Annotated in this window: 19 protein-coding genes; 9 read left to right on the forward strand and 10 right to left on the reverse strand. The window is 68.2% G+C overall.

What is annotated here, in order from left to right; translation table 11 throughout:
* Both ACFV15_RS44505 and ACFV15_RS44510 read right to left on the reverse strand, forming a co-directional pair.
* Positions 1 to 320: PHP domain-containing protein (locus ACFV15_RS44505; protein ID WP_378359096.1), on the reverse strand; the 320-nt coding region annotated here is incomplete at its 3' end.
* A gap of 271 nt (positions 321 to 591) precedes the next feature.
* Positions 592 to 2,748 carry a hypothetical protein gene (locus ACFV15_RS44510; RefSeq protein WP_378359068.1) on the reverse strand — a complete coding sequence of 719 codons (2,157 nt, stop codon included), beginning with the start codon at positions 2,746 to 2,748 and terminating at the stop codon, positions 592 to 594.
* Positions 2,749 to 2,851: 103 nt separating this feature from the next.
* Between ACFV15_RS44510 and ACFV15_RS44515 the strand changes: the two genes are divergently transcribed.
* The 5 genes from ACFV15_RS44515 to ACFV15_RS44535 all read left to right on the forward strand — a co-directional run bounded on the left by ACFV15_RS44515 (position 2,852) and on the right by ACFV15_RS44535 (position 6,894).
* On the forward strand, positions 2,852 to 3,862 hold the full coding sequence (locus ACFV15_RS44515; protein ID WP_378359070.1) for a MarR family transcriptional regulator: 1,011 nt from the start codon (positions 2,852 to 2,854) through the stop codon (positions 3,860 to 3,862).
* A 402-nt stretch (positions 3,863 to 4,264) separates the two neighbouring features.
* Complete coding sequence (locus ACFV15_RS44520) at positions 4,265 to 5,638, forward strand: YcaO-like family protein (protein ID WP_378359072.1); 1,374 nt, start codon at positions 4,265 to 4,267, stop codon at positions 5,636 to 5,638.
* 28 nt (positions 5,639 to 5,666) lie between these two features.
* A complete protein-coding gene (locus ACFV15_RS44525; RefSeq protein WP_378359074.1) occupies positions 5,667 to 5,891 on the forward strand; it encodes a hypothetical protein in 225 nt (74 codons plus the stop codon).
* Positions 5,891 to 6,205 carry a hypothetical protein gene (locus ACFV15_RS44530; RefSeq protein WP_378359076.1) on the forward strand — a complete coding sequence of 105 codons (315 nt, stop codon included), beginning with the start codon at positions 5,891 to 5,893 and terminating at the stop codon, positions 6,203 to 6,205. Before ACFV15_RS44525 ends, ACFV15_RS44530 begins: the two co-directional genes overlap by 1 nt.
* A 239-nt stretch (positions 6,206 to 6,444) precedes the next feature.
* Positions 6,445 to 6,894, forward strand: a complete 450-nt coding sequence (locus tag ACFV15_RS44535; RefSeq protein WP_378359098.1) for a YcaO-like family protein — start codon at positions 6,445 to 6,447, stop codon at positions 6,892 to 6,894.
* Between the two features lie 235 nt (positions 6,895 to 7,129).
* On the opposite strand, the gene ACFV15_RS44540 is transcribed toward ACFV15_RS44535, so the two are convergent.
* The 4 genes from ACFV15_RS44540 to ACFV15_RS44555 all read right to left on the reverse strand — a co-directional run bounded on the left by ACFV15_RS44540 (position 7,130) and on the right by ACFV15_RS44555 (position 9,874).
* Positions 7,130 to 7,285, reverse strand: a complete 156-nt coding sequence (locus ACFV15_RS44540; protein ID WP_378359077.1) for a hypothetical protein — start codon at positions 7,283 to 7,285, stop codon at positions 7,130 to 7,132.
* 158 nt (positions 7,286 to 7,443) lie between these two features.
* Positions 7,444 to 8,544, reverse strand: a complete 1,101-nt coding sequence (locus ACFV15_RS44545; RefSeq protein WP_378359079.1) for a DUF6461 domain-containing protein — start codon at positions 8,542 to 8,544, stop codon at positions 7,444 to 7,446.
* A gap of 38 nt (positions 8,545 to 8,582) precedes the next feature.
* Entirely contained in the window at positions 8,583 to 9,179 is a 597-nt protein-coding gene (locus tag ACFV15_RS44550; protein ID WP_378359081.1) for an SMI1/KNR4 family protein, read from the reverse strand.
* Between the two features lie 32 nt (positions 9,180 to 9,211).
* On the reverse strand, positions 9,212 to 9,874 hold the full coding sequence (locus tag ACFV15_RS44555; RefSeq protein WP_378359083.1) for a winged helix-turn-helix transcriptional regulator: 663 nt from the start codon (positions 9,872 to 9,874) through the stop codon (positions 9,212 to 9,214).
* Between the two features lie 86 nt (positions 9,875 to 9,960).
* Between ACFV15_RS44555 and ACFV15_RS44560 the strand changes: the two genes are divergently transcribed.
* On the forward strand, positions 9,961 to 10,665 hold the full coding sequence (locus tag ACFV15_RS44560; protein WP_378359085.1) for an alpha/beta fold hydrolase: 705 nt from the start codon (positions 9,961 to 9,963) through the stop codon (positions 10,663 to 10,665).
* Between the two features lie 286 nt (positions 10,666 to 10,951).
* Here the strand turns inward: ACFV15_RS44560 and ACFV15_RS44565 are convergent, their stop codons facing one another.
* From ACFV15_RS44565 to ACFV15_RS44580, 4 genes are read right to left on the reverse strand one after another with little or no spacing between them, the layout of a single operon-like run.
* On the reverse strand, positions 10,952 to 11,818 hold the full coding sequence (locus tag ACFV15_RS44565; protein WP_378359087.1) for a hypothetical protein: 867 nt from the start codon (positions 11,816 to 11,818) through the stop codon (positions 10,952 to 10,954).
* A gap of 44 nt (positions 11,819 to 11,862) precedes the next feature.
* Entirely contained in the window at positions 11,863 to 12,027 is a 165-nt protein-coding gene (gene amcA, locus ACFV15_RS44570) for a multiple cyclophane-containing RiPP AmcA (RefSeq protein WP_378359089.1), read from the reverse strand.
* Positions 12,024 to 13,160 carry a cyclophane-forming radical SAM peptide maturase AmcB gene (gene amcB, locus ACFV15_RS44575; protein WP_378359090.1) on the reverse strand — a complete coding sequence of 379 codons (1,137 nt, stop codon included), beginning with the start codon at positions 13,158 to 13,160 and terminating at the stop codon, positions 12,024 to 12,026. The genes amcA and amcB overlap by 4 nt, the downstream gene beginning before the upstream one ends.
* Before the next feature lie 33 nt (positions 13,161 to 13,193).
* The gene (locus tag ACFV15_RS44580) at positions 13,194 to 13,565 is read right to left on the reverse strand and encodes a hypothetical protein (protein ID WP_378359092.1); all 372 of its coding nucleotides are present in this window, start codon (positions 13,563 to 13,565) and stop codon (positions 13,194 to 13,196) included.
* A 160-nt stretch (positions 13,566 to 13,725) separates the two neighbouring features.
* Between ACFV15_RS44580 and ACFV15_RS44585 the strand changes: the two genes are divergently transcribed.
* The 3 genes from ACFV15_RS44585 to ACFV15_RS44595 all read left to right on the forward strand — a co-directional run bounded on the left by ACFV15_RS44585 (position 13,726) and on the right by ACFV15_RS44595 (position 15,808).
* The gene (locus tag ACFV15_RS44585; RefSeq protein ID WP_378359093.1) at positions 13,726 to 14,259 is read left to right on the forward strand and encodes a GntR family transcriptional regulator; all 534 of its coding nucleotides are present in this window, start codon (positions 13,726 to 13,728) and stop codon (positions 14,257 to 14,259) included.
* Between the two features lie 32 nt (positions 14,260 to 14,291).
* Positions 14,292 to 15,005 (forward strand): GntR family transcriptional regulator, encoded by a 714-nt coding sequence (locus tag ACFV15_RS44590; RefSeq protein WP_378359094.1) that lies wholly within the window; start codon positions 14,292 to 14,294, stop codon positions 15,003 to 15,005.
* A 515-nt stretch (positions 15,006 to 15,520) separates the two neighbouring features.
* A complete protein-coding gene (locus tag ACFV15_RS44595; protein ID WP_378359095.1) occupies positions 15,521 to 15,808 on the forward strand; it encodes a transposase in 288 nt (95 codons plus the stop codon).
* Positions 15,809 to 15,963: the final 155 nt, after the last annotated feature.

Here is a 15,963-nt window from a genome sequence, read left to right on the forward strand (position 1 = left end):
TTCCGCAGCCCGGTCGAGTTCTGCGCGAGCATGGTCATGTGCGTGTACGCACCCGCACCCGAGACGTCACCGCCCTCACCCAGCTCATCGGAACCACGCTGATTCGCCTGCCCCCAGAAGACCGGCTTCTTGTGGAACCGGCTCTCCGGCGCGATGTAGGCCTCGATACCGATGATCGGGGTAAGCCCGTGCTTGACGGCCTGCTGGTAGAACTCGTCGGCACCGTACATGTTGCCGTGATCGGTCATCCCGACCGCGGGCATCTCCAGCCGCGCCGCCTCCTTGAACAGAGGCGCGATCTTCGCCGCACCGTCGAGCATCGAGTACTCGGTGTGCACATGCAGGTGGACGAAGGAATCGCTGCGGCTCAACGACGTCCTCCCGTCCTGTGTGACTCACCGCGCATCCTGGTCGATCAGGTGTTCGGCTGACGCAGTCCACTGTATCCCTGGACGGGCTGACCGGAAAACGCAGCTGCCCGCCGGATTTCCGGCGGGCAGCTGCGCGAGGAGAGGGAGGGAACTAGGCATCATTACAAGAGGGTAGAAGGAAGTGCCCTCATTGCCTCGAGTCGTCAGAATACCGAGATGATCAACCCGGGATCAACTGGTTAAGCCGGTCCAGCGTGATCGCGGTCGAGCCGGCGGGCAGCCCGTCCGGCCGGTCGAGTCCCAGGTAGGTCACCGGCTCGGCGAGCTCCTCCCCCGGCTGCCACGGCGTCACCCTTCCCGCCTTGGCACGCATCAGGTCGACCAGGTACGCCACGGTCAGGTACCGGCGCCGGAGGATCGACCGCGCCAGCAGGCCCGTGCTCACCCGGTTGTACTCGACCCGGTTGAAGTTCGGCGAGCCCGACAGGTACAGGTGCAGCCAGGTCGCCGACCACGCGCCCGCCTCGTCGCGCAGGAACGCGACCGGCAGTGCGACGCGCCCGTTGCCACGCATCTCCGAGCGGGTGCGGACCGTGCGCGGCTCGAACGGCGCGCCCCGCTGGGCGCGGCCGCGGCTCATCCAGCCGAACATCGACTCCGCCACGTCGTTGAAGCCCTCCCCCGAGTACACGTTGACCTGCGGCACGACGCACCTCGCGCGGATCTTCCGCAGCGACACGTCGATGAACTCGGTCGCGCCGTCGGCGGCCTCGGTGATGTCGCCGGAGTAGACGACGCCGTCGAAGCGGTGGTTCGTCCACGACACGTGCCCGTCGTACTCGAACTTCTCGTCGAGCAGCAGCGTCGACAGGTCGAAGTCGGTGCGCCTGTCGCGCTGACGCCAGTACGTGAAGAACCGCAGCACGTCGTCGTGCCCGAGGTCGAGTCGGACCCGCGACCCGCGAGGGAGCACGGCGAACCCGTCCTCGGAAGCCTTGCCCGACAACGGAAGCGCCACCTCGAGCACGGCCGGATCGACGACGAGCCGGTCGCGGACAGGCATCCGCGCGACCAGTTCGGCGTCGATGATCTCGCTGACCCGCGCGACCACGTCCCTGGTCACCGGCATGCGCGCGTCCACCGCGACCCAGGCGCGCCGGGCACGGTTGGTGAACACCCGTGCCGGGTCCACAGTGGACCGGTTCAGCAGATGCTCACGTACCGAGCACAGCACCCTGCCCGAAACCGAGCCGATGACGGACTCCAGCGCGTCGAGCACGGTGTCCACTTCGGACGGTGCAGCCTGACGCAGCAACCGGTCCAGCGAGCGCACCAGCATGCCCGGCGCGGCGGTGAGGATACTGGCGGTCGTGCCGATGTCACCCGAGCGCATCGCCACTTCGGCACGCCCCGCCAGTGTCCGCACGGTCCGCTCTCCGCGCGCGACGGCGAAAACGTCGGCCGCGTGCGGGAACCGCGGGTACTCGTGCGGGTGCAGTCCCTCACCGAGACGTTTCCAGGCACCGGCGAACCGCGCGACGTCGCCGAGCTTGGCACGGTGGCCGTCGATGACCTGGTCGAGCGCGCCGAGCAGCGCGCGCCGCTCACGGCGGGTGAAACTGCGGAACCTCGTCGGCGTCGCCAGCGTGACGTCGCCGCCCGAAAGCCGGCAGGCCAGGCGAAGCACGTCGGTCACGGTGTCCACCGGGATCAGGGCGCGGGCCTCGGCGAGCCGGACGCTGTTGACCACGGCGCGGTTTTCCCGCACCGGGATCTCCTCCGGCTGCGCCTCGTCGACGCACGCCAGCGCGAGCTCGGCGAGCAGTTCGAGGTCCGCCTCGCCCAGCGGCGCCGGGCTGACGGCGAGTTCGCGGTAGAGCGCGCTCGTCTCCTCGGCGAGTGTCGCGCCCAGGTGCAGGACGGTGACCCGGTCCTTCACCGAGCCGATCAGCTCGTCGTGCGCGGCCAGCAATTCGGCGTAAGTGTGCTGGTAGCGGCCATACGCGGGCAGGTCGAGCAGGTTCAGCCAGCCGAGCGGCGCCGTGCGATCGCGTCGAGGCGTGACGAGCGCGTCGCGCAGGCAGCGTGCCCAGAACTCGACGGTGTCCGGGACACCGTCGGGGAAGTGAAGGAAGTACGAGTTGTGGGTGACGTCGTCGCCGGCCATCGCCCGCGCCGCGCCGACGACCCGCTCGGCGACCGCCGTGGCCGCGCCCGGCTCGAGACCGGACACGTGTTCCAGCAGCTCGCGACTCGACTTGAAGCCGGCACCGACGAGCACGGCGTCCATCTGCCGCGCGACGGGAGCACCGTCGCCCGGCGCGGCATCGGCGCGCGGGACACGCGAGGTCTTGCGGATGATCGTCTGGTGGAGCACCGGACCATCCTGTCGTCGATTGTGGACTGTGGGCAACCGCGTTTCCCGCCCACTAAGGGAAAGCCCTGATGATCTTCGGCACGGATTCGCTTACCGTGCCGGTATGATCCGACGCCTTTTGCTCACCTTGCTCGGCGCGGCCGCGCTGCTGCTGGTGCCGTGGACGGTCTATCTGGCGTACACGCTGCCCGCCGGCCACGGCACCGGACAATGGCGGTCGGCCTGGGTGGGCTTCGACATCGCGTTGGTCTGCTGCTTCGGCGTCGCGGCCTGGCTGGGCCTGCGACGGCGGCGCGCGGCCGTTCCGATGCTGGCCGCCACGGCCGCGCTGCTCTGCTGCGACGCCTGGTTCGACGTCGTACTCGACTGGTCAGCACCGGACCACATGGTCAGCGTCGCCATGGCGGTCTTCGTGGAAGTTCCGCTCGCGGTCGTGCTCGCCTGGCGGGCCAGGCAGCTGCTCACCGGCGGAATGCCGAGCCGAGATCTGACCGTGCAGGACATCGAGCTGCACAATGACCCCTCCTACCAGCGGCTCACACGCGAACTGAGCGCACTCGGCAGCGCCACTCCCCACACGCTGGCGACCGCGCTCGGTCACCCGCGCGATGAGGTGAGCGCGCGGCTGCGACGGCTCGCCGAAGGTGGATACGTCCGGCAGTGCGCGGACGGTCAGTGGCGGACGGCGGGCCAATCGCTGCGGCTGCCCGTGCTCGACGAGGTCGACGAGCCGGACCGGCCGAAGGTCGCGGCCTACTTGGCGGCGAAGTACGCGGGCGAACTGCGGCTGCTCGGCTGGGCCGCCGAGCACCGAGACGAATTCGGGCCGTGGGGCCAGGGCGAACGCGCGGTCACCCACCTCACCGCCGCGGAGCTCGCGAACTTCACCGCCGAATACAACGAACTGCTCACCCGCTATTGCCTGCTGCACGACCGGCCGCAGGCGAACACGCGGGAAGTCGCGATCCGGTTCTACGCCTTCCCGTTCCCCGCGAACATGTCAGCCCGAGCCGACTGTTCACCACTCGCGCATGCAGCAGCGAACCCCGATGCCGCCCAACTGAATCGTGAACCGCCCAGCTTCACACGCCCCGATGTGATCGGCGCTCAGTGAGCCCGCACGCGGCATGCAGGCCGTCGTGAGGTCGTGAGGGGTACGGCCGGTTCTAACCGGTCTAAACACTCACGACCCCGGTCTCGCCTGGCCAGGTCGGCTCGCGGCTCACCGCCGCACTCGAGGTCACCCACGCGGACCGGACCGCCACCGGCACTCGCTGACCCACCCGATTCACCGATAACGCTGTTTCACTTGTGCGGCAGTCTTCCGTGACCCGAAAAACCACCGGAAGAAGTTCCTGATTCCCAGTTCTGCTGGCTGTTCTTCGTGACCTGATCGCGACGTGAGCTGTTTAATCGAATACAACGAGTCACGCACGAAGCAGCTGAATTCGAATAGCTTTCAGCTATTTGGAAAGCGCTTACATTGCTGACTCTCCGACGCAGAGAGTTGGTGGACATGGCGAACCTCGCACCGGCCGGCACCTCGGCCATGACCGACGCGGCGGCCGCGCTGCGCGCACGGCTGTCCCCGCTCGTGGGCATGCTCGGCCCGGTACTGCCCGCGACGCCGTTGCGAGTGCCGGAAGGCAGCCCGGGGCTGCCGATCGCCTGCTCCAGCGTCGGCGACCTGCGCTGGCCGCTGCCCGAGGTCGCGGTGTTCGCCGAGCGGACCGGGGCGCCCACCACCGGCCTCGACGGCGCGGGCGGCGGTTTCGACGCCGATCTCGCCGAGTGGGTCGCGGTGGCCGAGGCGCTGGAACGGTACTGCTCGGCCGTCTACAGCCGCGACCAGCTCGTCACCGCGACCGCCGACGAGCTGGGCACCGAGGCACTCGACCTCGACACGCTGCCCCGGCTGTCCGAGCGGGAGCTGGCCGACAAGCTGCACGACATCGGCCCCGCGCGCAAGGACCTGCCCCGGTCCTGGGTACGCGGGGTCCGGCTGGCCGACGCCAGGCTCACCTGGATTCCCGCCGAGCTGGTCTGGCTCTGCTTCCACGACCCCGGCGTCACCCGGATCACCGCGCCGAACACCACCGGCTGCGCCATCCACTCCGACCCATGGCAGGCGCTGCTCAACGGCCTGCTGGAGGTCATCGAGCGCGACGCGATCTCGATCGTCTGGCACCAGCGGCTCCCCCTGCCCGAAATCGAGGTCGACAGCGGCTTCCCCGAACTCGAGCAGTTACTCGCTCAGTTCGACACGAACCCGGGCCTGTCGATGCGGCTGTTCGACGCGACGCTCGATCTCGGCGTCCCCACGGTGTACGCGGTCTACCAAGAGCACCACTCTCCCCACCTGCGCCAGGTGCTGGGCTGCGGGATCAACCCGTCCCCCGGCAAGGCCGCGGCCAACGCGGTACGGGAAGCCATCAGCTGCCGGCTCGCGCTCGAGTATCGCGGCGACGAGGTGCCCACTGAGGCGGGCATGATCCGCGGCACCCTCGACGGCGCGCTCTACATGGGCAAGGCCGAGCACGCCGAAGCCTTCGACTTCCTCCTCGGCCCCGGCAGGGCAGGCGGCACGATCCGGCTGTCAGACCTCCGGACGGGCGCGACGGCGCGCGACCCCAAGCAATACCTGACCGAGTTGCTGGCCCGAATGGGAGAAGCCGGGCTGGACGTCTTCGCGGTCGACATCGGCTGCGACGAGTCACGCGAAGCGGGCCTCACCGCCGTCAAGGCCATCGTGCCAGGCCTGCAGCCGCTCTCCTTCACCCATCGCGCCCAGTTCCTGGGCAGTCCCCGCCTCTTCGCCGCACCCGCGGCGTGCGGCTATCCGGTCCGGCAACCGGGCGAGCTCAATCCCTGGCCCCAGCCCTTCGCCTGACCGTTCCGAAAGGAGACTTCCCCTGCACGTGCTCGTTCTCCACGACGAAGGGTTCGGCGCCGCGGTCGCCCAGCGGCTCACCGCGCTGCCTTCGGTGACCACGCGGGCCACCCGGCTCAACCAGCTCCCCGACGCCGAGGTAGCCCGCTCCCAGGCCCATGCCGCCGGATACGCCTTCGAGCCCGCGTCCGAGACATCCGAACGGGACTTCTTCATCCAGGCTTGGGGATTCGTCCCGGCGGGCGGCCACTGATGACCGCCGACTCGCTGACCGCCATGGGCGCGCTGGTCTCGCCGTACGGCCTCGTCGTCCGCACGGCGAACGCCGTCGGCGAGCCGCGGATCCCGGTCGGTGTCGGTACGCTCGGCGAGCTCGGCGAGATCTTCACGCAGCTCGACGGCTGGCGACGTTCGATGGCCATCGGCGGGAACTTCGACGGCGCAGGCGGGGATCTCGACCCCGCGCGCCGAACTCCTCGCCGCCGCCGAATCGCTCGAGCGCTACGCGACCCTCGCCGTGCCCGAAGACCTGCTGGTCACCGCGACCGCCGACGAGCTGGGCACTGACTCGGTGGTCCCGACCGCGTGGCCACGGCCGTCGGCCGCCGAGTTCGCACTGCCGCGTTTCCCGTTGACCCCGCCGGACGACAACACACTTATCCGCTGAGTGCGGGCGTGGTCGCTCACCCACGAACGGCCGCGGTACGTGCCCGCCAGGATGGTGTGGCTGACGCGCTCATGCTCGCCTGGCTGCACCGGCTGCGCCTGCCCAGGCTGGCGTTCTCCGCCCCGGACCTGCCTCGCGGCTGCGCCCGTACCTCGAGCGCAGCCGCGAGGCAGGCCTGGAGACCTTGCTCTTCGACGCCACCACCGACTTCGGGGTCCCTGCCTTCTTCGGACTGCAGCTCGCGGACCATGACCATCTGCTCGCGCAGGTGGTCGCCACGACCGCCGGGCTGGCCCCGTCGGCCGCCGTCGCCAAGATCCACCGCGAGCTGGCCATGCTGCGCTCGGCGCTGCGGGCAAGCGCACCCGAGGACGGCGCGGAGGTGCTGGCCGTCGACATCACTCCGAGAGAAGCACGCGCGGCCGGCGCGGTCGTGGTGAAAGTCCTGGTGCCCCAAGCGATGCCGATCGCCTTCGGCACCCAGGCGCGACTGCTCGGCACCCCGCGGCTGTACACGGCGCCCGCCGCGATGAACCACCCCGTCCAGCCGGAGTCACGGCTCAACCAGCTCCCGCAACCGATGGCATGAGGTCCGCGATGAACCCCGTCTTCCACACCACCCCCGGCGGCACCTGGCCCGGCGCGCCGGAGCCACCGGCATGATCGTGGTGCGCGCGGACTCGGCGTTCTGCACCGGCCCGATCATCGCCGCGATCCGCGAAGCAGGCGCGTTCTTCTCGGTCACCGCCCGGAAAAACGAACCCCAAAACTGACCGGTGGATCCAGATTGAGCGTTGCGAAAGGGGCGTTCAGGGCTTGACGACTTAGCAGCCTGCCTGGGAACTCGCACAGCTGATGGTGGTGCAAGCAGTGGCCAACGTTCCCGCACAGGGCGGACATCCGTCGGCCGCGATCATGGTGCCCGGCTCCTCGGCCCACAGGTCCAGCTGGGCGACCACGGTGGTTGCGTCGATGTTCATTCTTACCTCCCGATAATCGTTTTTCGCCTTGCCAAAACGTTATCCGGACGATTTTCCGAGTTCAACGATGAATACCTGCGCGGGCCTGCAACTTCCTGCCGATTTCGACAACGGAGTACCAGGCGGATCCTGCTACGCGACAGAGTCAATCCGGGTGGTCAGGGCCGCTCGGTGAGGCGGAGAGCGAGTTCCCTGCGCGTGTCGTTCCACTGTGCACGGCCCGCGTGACAGGTGTTGACCACCGTCTGCGCTACCGCGTCGGCTGGATCTCGCGCGTAGCGGGACCGGACCGCGGCGATGGCATGTGCTCGCGCGGTCAACGCCCTTTCCTCGGTGGTATCCGCGTGCAGCCGAGCGTCGCGATCACGGTCACCTCCATCGGGTCCGCATCTGTCCCAGCGCAGGCTCAATGCCTGCCCGTACTCTCCCCGAGCAAGCATGGTCAGCACGTCATACGCACGCTGGGTCGCCTCGCGAGGAAGGGCTTCGACGTCGTGCGCGAGACAGCCGAGCACGTGCGGGTCAGTGACGCCCGCTGCTGCGCAGGCTCGTGTCGCGGCTATCGTCGCGACCTCGCGCAGCAGGCGCCGGTCGGCATCGGGCACTGCCTGATAGACCTCGGGGGTGTTTGCGGAGAGCCAGGCCGCCGCACTGGGTAGCGCGAACCGTTCGGAGGGCACGATCGCACTGGCGATGTGTGGCGTCGATGCCCAGTGCGCGTCGAGCCGCACACCTGACACGCGCTCGAGGCAGGCCAGCGCCGCCGCGCACATGAGCTCCGCATCCTCGAAATCAAGCTCCGCGAGAAACGGCGCCAGCTCGGGCGCGGGAACTCCCGCACCCGTGACAAAGTCGAACTCCGCGAGCGCCTCGCCATCGTGCGCCAAACCGATCGCATTGTCGAGGTTGACGTTCCAGTAAACGCTCGCCGCGACAGTGCCTTCCGATAGCCGGGACAACACCTGAGGCTGTGCCCCTTGGAAACCGTTGTTCTCGGCGAGGATCACCCAGCCATCGCGCTCCCCCGCCACGACAAGCGGAAGCTCGTCCGGGAACGCGTTGACCGACGCAAGCCCTACGGCATCGAGCGTCGCCGCACGGCCGCTTCCGACTGCGTCAAAGCGCACCAGTGCCTGCTCGACCGACACACCGCGCACCGCGGTCAGGCACAACGCCTCCGACGGCAGCGTCTCGTTGTCGAGGATCTCGGCGTAGTGCTCAACCGCGTCGGGCCGAACCGTGGGCAGTGGCAACGACATGACAAGACTTTCCCACAAGGTGCGGCCGCACCCACAGCCTATTCGTATTCTGGATGCGGGATCCATTCGCCGTCACCGGCATAGGTCGACGGAACCCGGAAAACAGCCGGTCTGTCCCCGAGATCCCAGTGCATGATGTTGTCATCGTCGCGGGTCATGACTTCCCAGATGATCCTGCTCACCGGGCCGTCACGCTCGCGCCATTCGTCCATACCGTCGTCGTAGTAGGTCACGCGCCACTGGTCGGGATCCGCCGAGCTGGTGATCCAGCAGAACCAGCCTCCCTGACCATCATCACCCCACGGCAGAAGTCCCCCTTCTTCCGGGAACAGCCGGTACGATGTGCCGTCCAAATAAGTCATTTCCTCGTGCCCGATGACGCCGAGTACCTCTTCGACCTCACGCCTTGCGAATTCACCGAGGTCGGTGCGCGCGTCTATCGGGTTCGCCACCCAAATGATGTCACGGTACGTTCCTGAGGGGAATCGCGACATAAGCAACTTGTAGTCGGACGGCAAAGCAGTCCCCAGCACGCTTTCCACGGTGGACCAATCCCGGCCAGGCTGACTGGCCCCACGCCATTGGGACGCTCGCACGATACGATCCACCAGCGAATCTGGCGACATTTGGCTCATGAATTTCTCCTACTGGCTCAGCCTGGCGGGGACTAGGTGACCCTTGTGGACCGGACTGACGGGGGAAAACAGCGCAGCAGGTGCTCGGCGACGCAGCGGTCGCCGACAATGGTGGCCTCGCCGGCCGCTTCGGCCTGCGCGAGCGATTGTCCAGCGAACACGAGTGCCTGCAGGGTCGATGCCTCCGCGATGATGGTGACATCGGCCTTGTCGGCGTTGCCGCGTGCCACCCGGAAATGTCCGCCTCTGACCTCGGCTCGGAAGCGATCGTCACCGACGTTTAGCTGGACGACTGTCTCGAGGCGGCCGGCGATGTCGGCGTCGAAGGTGGTTGTCAAGGCGAAGATCAGCGCGTCGATGCTGAGCTCCCGGTGGGTCGAGTCGCTGACCGGGAATCGGCTGCCCCATTGGCCGAGGGCGGTCAGAACGGGCTCCAGCTCGCGTCCGCGCTCGGTCAGTTCATAGCTCCAGGTACTGCTCGGTGGTCCGAGCTTGCGCCGCCGCACGATGTCGGCCTGTTCCAGTTCACGAAGACGCTGGGAAAGGACGTTGTCGCTGATGCCGTGCAGCCCGTGCCTCAGGTCGGTGAACCGCTTCGGGCCGAAGACCAGTTCGCGGACCACCAGCAGCGCCCAGCGTTCTCCGATGAGGCCCAGCGCTCGGGCGATGCCGCACGGATCGTCGTAGCCACGCATCACTCGATCCTAGCAGCTGACACTTGTGTCGGCGTAGCTACTGCTCCTAAATTAGGAGTCCCTAGTGGATCTCCCGAGGAGTCCGAATGCCCCATGTGATGTCGAAAGACGGCACGTCGATCGCCTACCAACGCGCCGGAACCGGTCCGGCCGTCATTCTGGTGGGAGGCGGGCTCGATGACGGTTCGGAGAACGCGGCGCTCGTCCCGGAGCTGGCGCGGCACTTCACCGTCGTCAACTACGCGCGACGCGGCCGGGGCGACAGCGGCGACACCCATCCGTACGCGGTGGAGCGCGAGATCGAGGACATCAACGCGCTGATCAGCGAGGCCGGCGGGCCGGTGCACCTGTTCGGTGCCTCGTCCGGCGGAGCGCTCGCGCTCGAAGCGGCCGCCGCCGGACTCGCCATCGACCGGATCGCCGTGTACGAGGTCCCCTACCTGATCGACGACGAAGCGGCACAGCAGTGGTCGGAGTACGTAGACCGGCTGACCGTGGCTCTCGCCGACGGTCACCGCGGCGACGCGATCGCACTGTTCATGCGCCTGGCAGGCTCATCCGGCGAGGACATCGCCGGAGCACGCGCCTCCTCGTTCTGGCCCGGTCTGGAAGCGCTCGCCCCCACGCTCGCCTATGACGCGGCCTGCCTGGGAGACGGACGGCCACCGGTCGCCCGGCTCGCAACCATCACCCAGCCGGCACTGGTGGCGACCGGAGGCATCCCGGACCCACACATGGGAGGCCTGCAGCCCGGATTCTTCGACACCGTCACTTGCCAGGCTTTGCGGTAGCGACCGAACCCGCTGTCGACGACAGGACGAAATCATGGCTCGAGAACCACTCAACCAGCGCGCGCTGAGCATGCTGAAAGCGGCCCGCAACGGACGCGGCCAGAGCACGGCTACGATTATCAACTGCCACCCGGGCCGACTTCGCGTTCGACACGGTGTTGTCACTTAGGTGAGCAGCTGCTGTCCGCGGCATCCGGTCGGCCGCGACCGCCTGAGCGTATTCCGTGCCCCCGCCCGATTCCGATGCCACCCTTGGGCGAATGTGTCGAGTCAATCGGCCCTGCAGTTACAGCTGCTTCAGTAGTTTCTCGCCGAGGGAGTGCAGATGCGGTTCCAATTGCAGGTGGTCGTCGGTGGTGAGGCACAGGTAGCGTGCGGCGACGCCGAGGAGCGCGACCCGGCCGGTGGCGGTGTCGAGCACCGAGGCGAACGTGTCCCGCACGCGTCGCGCGGTTGGCGGGTGCAGCAGGCTGGCGCAGTAGAGCGTGGCCGCGTCGTATCCAGCGGGCGCGCGGCGCCAGGTCTCCCAGTCCATAATGGATAGTTGTGGTCCGGCGAGGTTGGCCCAGTGCAGGTCGGTGTGCGCGGCGGTCCAGGCTAGCGAGGCAAACAGCGCCGGGTCGAGGGTGACGCCGAAGTGCGCCTCGACATGGCCCATGATGACTGCGGCGAGGTCGAAATCGTCGGGCTCCGGAACAGGATGAGCGGCCAACGCGGCCACCGCGGCGGTCAGGTCGGACCACCACTGATCCGGCAGACCGGGATCGTCGTGCAGGATGGACTCCTGGCTGACTGCCGCTCCCGGGGCCAGGTCCATGACCTCCCCGCGCACCCGGCGGCCGGGCGCGTACTCACCTGCCGCCCAATCGGCCCACTGGTGCACGGTCGGTTTGGGCACGTTCGCGATCGCGTTGGCGGTGACGTTGCCGTCCCATCGGCAGTGAGGCTGGTAGTCGGGATCTTCCAGCACGACACGCAGCCACACCGGTTCGCCGTCGCTGGTGCGGGCGGGGCGCCCGGCCGAGCGCATGTCGTAGGTGTTGACGGTGTCGCCGCGGGTGGTGACGCCGAATCGGTCGGCGGCGGCCTGGAGCTGGTGTTCCAGCCACAGGCGGCGTTGCTCGACGGCGGCCTCGATGTCCTGGTCATCCATCGGCCGGGCACCCTGCTTCCTGCGTCGTTTCGGAGGTGCGGAGGTTAGCGGTTCTTGTGGAACGTGCCTTCCTTACCCCAGCTCGTGCCTTTACGCCCCCAGTCCGCGCCAGGACGCCGCGCCGCCACGCTGGCCGTGTGCCGCTTGGTCTGGATCAGCGTGCGCAGGGCGAGGTGGTCGGTGGTGGCGAGTTGTTCGAGGGTGGTCATGCGGAGATGTCCTTTCCGATGGTGTGGTCGTGCAGGGCCAGGACGGGCGCCTGATACGTGGTCTGGCAGTGGTTTGTCTCGGTGGCGGTGAAGGTGCCGTGTTCGAAGTAGCGGTTTCCGGCGTGCGCGCCTTGGCACCAGGCGAAGAATTCGCAGCTGGCTTTGCAGCGCGCGACCCCGTCGAGGAATTCCCGGACGTAGCCGGCCTCGGCGGCGCGACGCAGGATCTGCGGGAGAGGTTCGGTGGTGACGTTGCCGGCGACGAAGTCGCTATAGCGGGGTTCGTGGACGCCGAGCAGTTCCGGGGACAGCAGAACGACGTCGCCGTTGAACCCGATCGTGGGCAGCGGGTCATGTCGCGTGTCGGCGTCGCGGTGCTGCTTGTCCAGCGCGAGGAAGCGCAGGAGCCGCTCAAGTTCGCGGATCTCGACCTGCGGGTGGGTCTCGCCCCACTCCAGCGCGTCGCGCCAGAAGCGGCGGGCTTGGTCGAGCGGGGGTGTGTGAGCGTCGCGGTTGGCGGCTTCGGCGGCCTCGATGTTGAACCCGATCCGGGTGCAGCCGGTGCCCGCGAGGAAGTCGAGGGTCTCGCTGGCGGCGGCGTTGTCGGCGCTGACGACGGCCAGGATCGTGACGTCGAGTCCGTGGCGGCGCAGGGTCTCGATACCGGCGAGGGTGCGGTCGAACACCGGGCGGCCGCGGCGGTCCACGCGGTGGCGGTTGGCGTGCTCGGGCCCGTCGAGGCTGACCCCGACCGCGAAGTCGTAGTCGGTGAGCACCGCGCACCAGGCGTCGTCGATCAACGTCGCGCTGGTCTGCACCACGTGCCGGACACGGCCGTGGGTGCGCAGCTGCTCGAACGGTGCCAGCAGCTCGATCAGCCGCTCGCGGCCGATGGCCAGTGGTTCGCCGCCGTGCCACACGATCTCCACCGGCGCTTGTGCCGACCAGTCGTCCGGGATGTTCGCTGCGATGGCCGCCGCGATGGTGGGTGTCATGCGCTGGCTGAGGTGACGCTGCGGCAGATAGCAGTACGTGCAGTTCAACGGACACAAGCTGGTCGGCTGCAGGATGATCGCCGTCGGCGCGCCGCTGAGTCGCTGGTGGTCGGCGCCCGAGGCGGCGGATGTGGTCATCGTGAGCTCCTCAGACTGTTGCGGCGTCACGGCTCACGGCTTCGGCCAGGCGGCCTCGTAGCGTTCCTGCGCGGGCGTCGGGCGAGGCGTGGGTGACGGCCAGAGGATGGGGTGCAGCTCGGCGGGGACGACGTCGTCCGCGCGCAGTCCTCGGGCGGTGATGCGAGCTGCCGCGTCCTGGAAGCGCGCGCAGGGCCAGGTTTCGCTCGAGCAGAGTGCGCAGGGTGAGGTTGCGGGCGAGGGCGGCAGATGCGCGGTCATGTCGTTGATCGCGGCGTCCTCGGCCGCGAGCACGCTGCCGACCGCGACCAGCACCGCGACGACCGGGCGAACCTCGCGGCGGCGGGCGTCGAGTTCGGGGTTGGCGGTGTGTGCCGGCGGTGCGTAGGTCAGGGACTGGGTCACGGCTACCTCCCGGGAGGGTTCACGAACCACCAACCTTACTGCCATACCGATATGGCAGTAAGGTGCGTCTGGGTGACGATCACGAACACTCGCTGACGCTAAGGTGCCGATGTGCGAATACTGTCCACGGCCGCGCCCTCTGCCAGGAAAGAGCTGGCCGATGAGTCCTGAGAAGACCTGGGCCAGCGTCTCCTTGCCCTACGTGTCGGGCGAACCCGGCGACATGTGGGCGCTCGAAGCCGCGCAGCAAGGCCACCGCGGCACGCACAAGATCCTCGGCGTCGACGAAGACGCCCCGCCTGAGGAAGTACGTCAGATGCTGCGCCTGGAGCCCGGCGAGACCGCCGTGGTCCGTCGGCGGCTGGTGTTGCTCGACGATCAGCCCATCGAATTCGCCGACTCCTACTACCCCATGTCCATCGCACGCGGCACCCGCCTCGCCGACCCCCGCAAGATCCCCGGAGGCGCGGCCGCCTACCTGGCCACACTCGGGTACCAGGGCGACCGGGTCGTCGAGGACGTCGACGCCCGGATCGCCGACGCACACGAACGCGCCACGCTGCGGCTGCCCGAACCCTCCTGCGTGCTGGTGCACCACCGCGTGATCTACGCCGGAGACGGGCAGCCCGTCGAAGCCAGCATCATGACGAAGGTGGCGCCCGGACACCGGATTCGCTACACACTCTCGCTCTGACCCCGCGCCACCCTGGACACGGAGCCGCAACCTTGCCCCGCACGCACGACACCCGGCCACGCCATCAGCAGATCGCGGCTGACCTACGAGCCCAGATCACCTCAGGTGACCTGCCACCACAAGCCCAAGTGCCCTCCACAGCGCAGCTGCGCGAGCGATACGACGCGGCCACCAGCACCGTTCAGCGCGCCCTCGCCGACCTCAAAGACGAGGGCTACCTCGTCGGCCACGCCGGCAAAGGTGTCTTCGTCCGCGACGTCCACCCAATCGTCATCACCGCCGCCGCCTACATCGGCCCCGACGACGGCGACTACCGCTACGAACTACTTCACGTCCAGGAAGTCACGCCGCCAGCGGATGTGACACGAGCACTCCACCTCGACGACGGCGCGACCGCCTCCGTCCGGCACCGGCTCCTGCTACTCGACGACGAGCCCATCGAGCTGTCCGCCTCCTACTACCCCACCGCGATCGCCGCCGGAACCCCACTGGCCAAGCGCGCGAAGATCCGCGGCGGCGCCCCTCGCGTGCTCGCCGAGCTCGGCCACCCACAACGCCGCTACACCGACCGCATCTCCACCAGAGCCCCCACGACGGCAGAGGTAGAAGCGCTTCGACTGCCCATCAGCACCCCGATCATCCGCACGCTCCGCGTCATCTTCACCGACACGGACACTCCCGTCGAAGCCTCCGTGCTGATCAAAGGCGGCCACCTATACGAGATCGAGCACAGCCAGGACATCTAGCACGACTGCGCACACAGGTACGCAAAAGCTACCAACGAACGACCCGACTCCCAGCCGCGCAACCGCGGCCGATTTCACGCCGCCGTTGGTGAAGGCACCAAAGCACCATCCAAACCCGCCGGCCAGATCCGGGAGTGCGATACGGCCGCCGTAACGGTCCAGCACGTGCTGGAGGGGCTCGCCCTGTTCAGCACCTGGTGCGTTGGCGTTCGCCGCCACCGCGACCACCGACGCGTCCTCGCCTGGCCGGATCAGTCTCACCTCGACGTCGAGTGGCCGCCTCCGCCCGGCCGCACCGCTCCGATCATCGGCACTCGCGCCGGTATGGGCGTCGGGTGCCTGGTCAACCATGTTCAGCCTTCAACAAATCGAACAACAATCCTGAGCCGGCCAGCCTACGAGCTGGCGTCTGAGGGTACTCGTGTCGAGCCTCGCCCGACGTAGATCGGGACTGCCCAGGGTTTGGTTGACACCTGATCTGTGAGGCTTCGGCCTTGCTTGGAAGGATGTCAGTCGTGCCTAAGCCTTACCCCCGTGAGTTCCGGGACGATGTCGTGGCGGTCGCCCGGCAGCGTCAGGTGCCGTTGAAGCAGGTCGCGAAGGATTTCGGGATCTCCGAGACGTGTCTGGCGAACTGGATGCGTGCCGCCGACGTCGAGGACGGCAAACGACCCGGTGTGACGCAGGATGAGTCCGCTGAGCTGCGGGAACTGCGCAAACGGAACCGGCTGCTCGAGCAGGAGAACGAGGTTCTGCGCAAAGCGGCCGCCTATCTCGCGCAGGGCAACCTGCCGGGAAAATAGCGTTCCCGCTCGTCCGTGACCTGGCCGCGGGCGGCGCCCCCCTGCGGGGGGCGCGCCCCGCGGGGGGGGCGGGGGGGGGGGGGTTGTGTTTTAAAAATAATACGCGGGCGCCGTAAGGATGATGTTTGGTATAGGGGGTGGGCGGGTGAAGTTAA

Origin of the sequence: Amycolatopsis sp. NPDC059657 (assembly GCF_042734395.1) — a bacterium.
Classification (GTDB): Bacteria; Actinomycetota; Actinomycetes; order Mycobacteriales; family Pseudonocardiaceae; genus Amycolatopsis.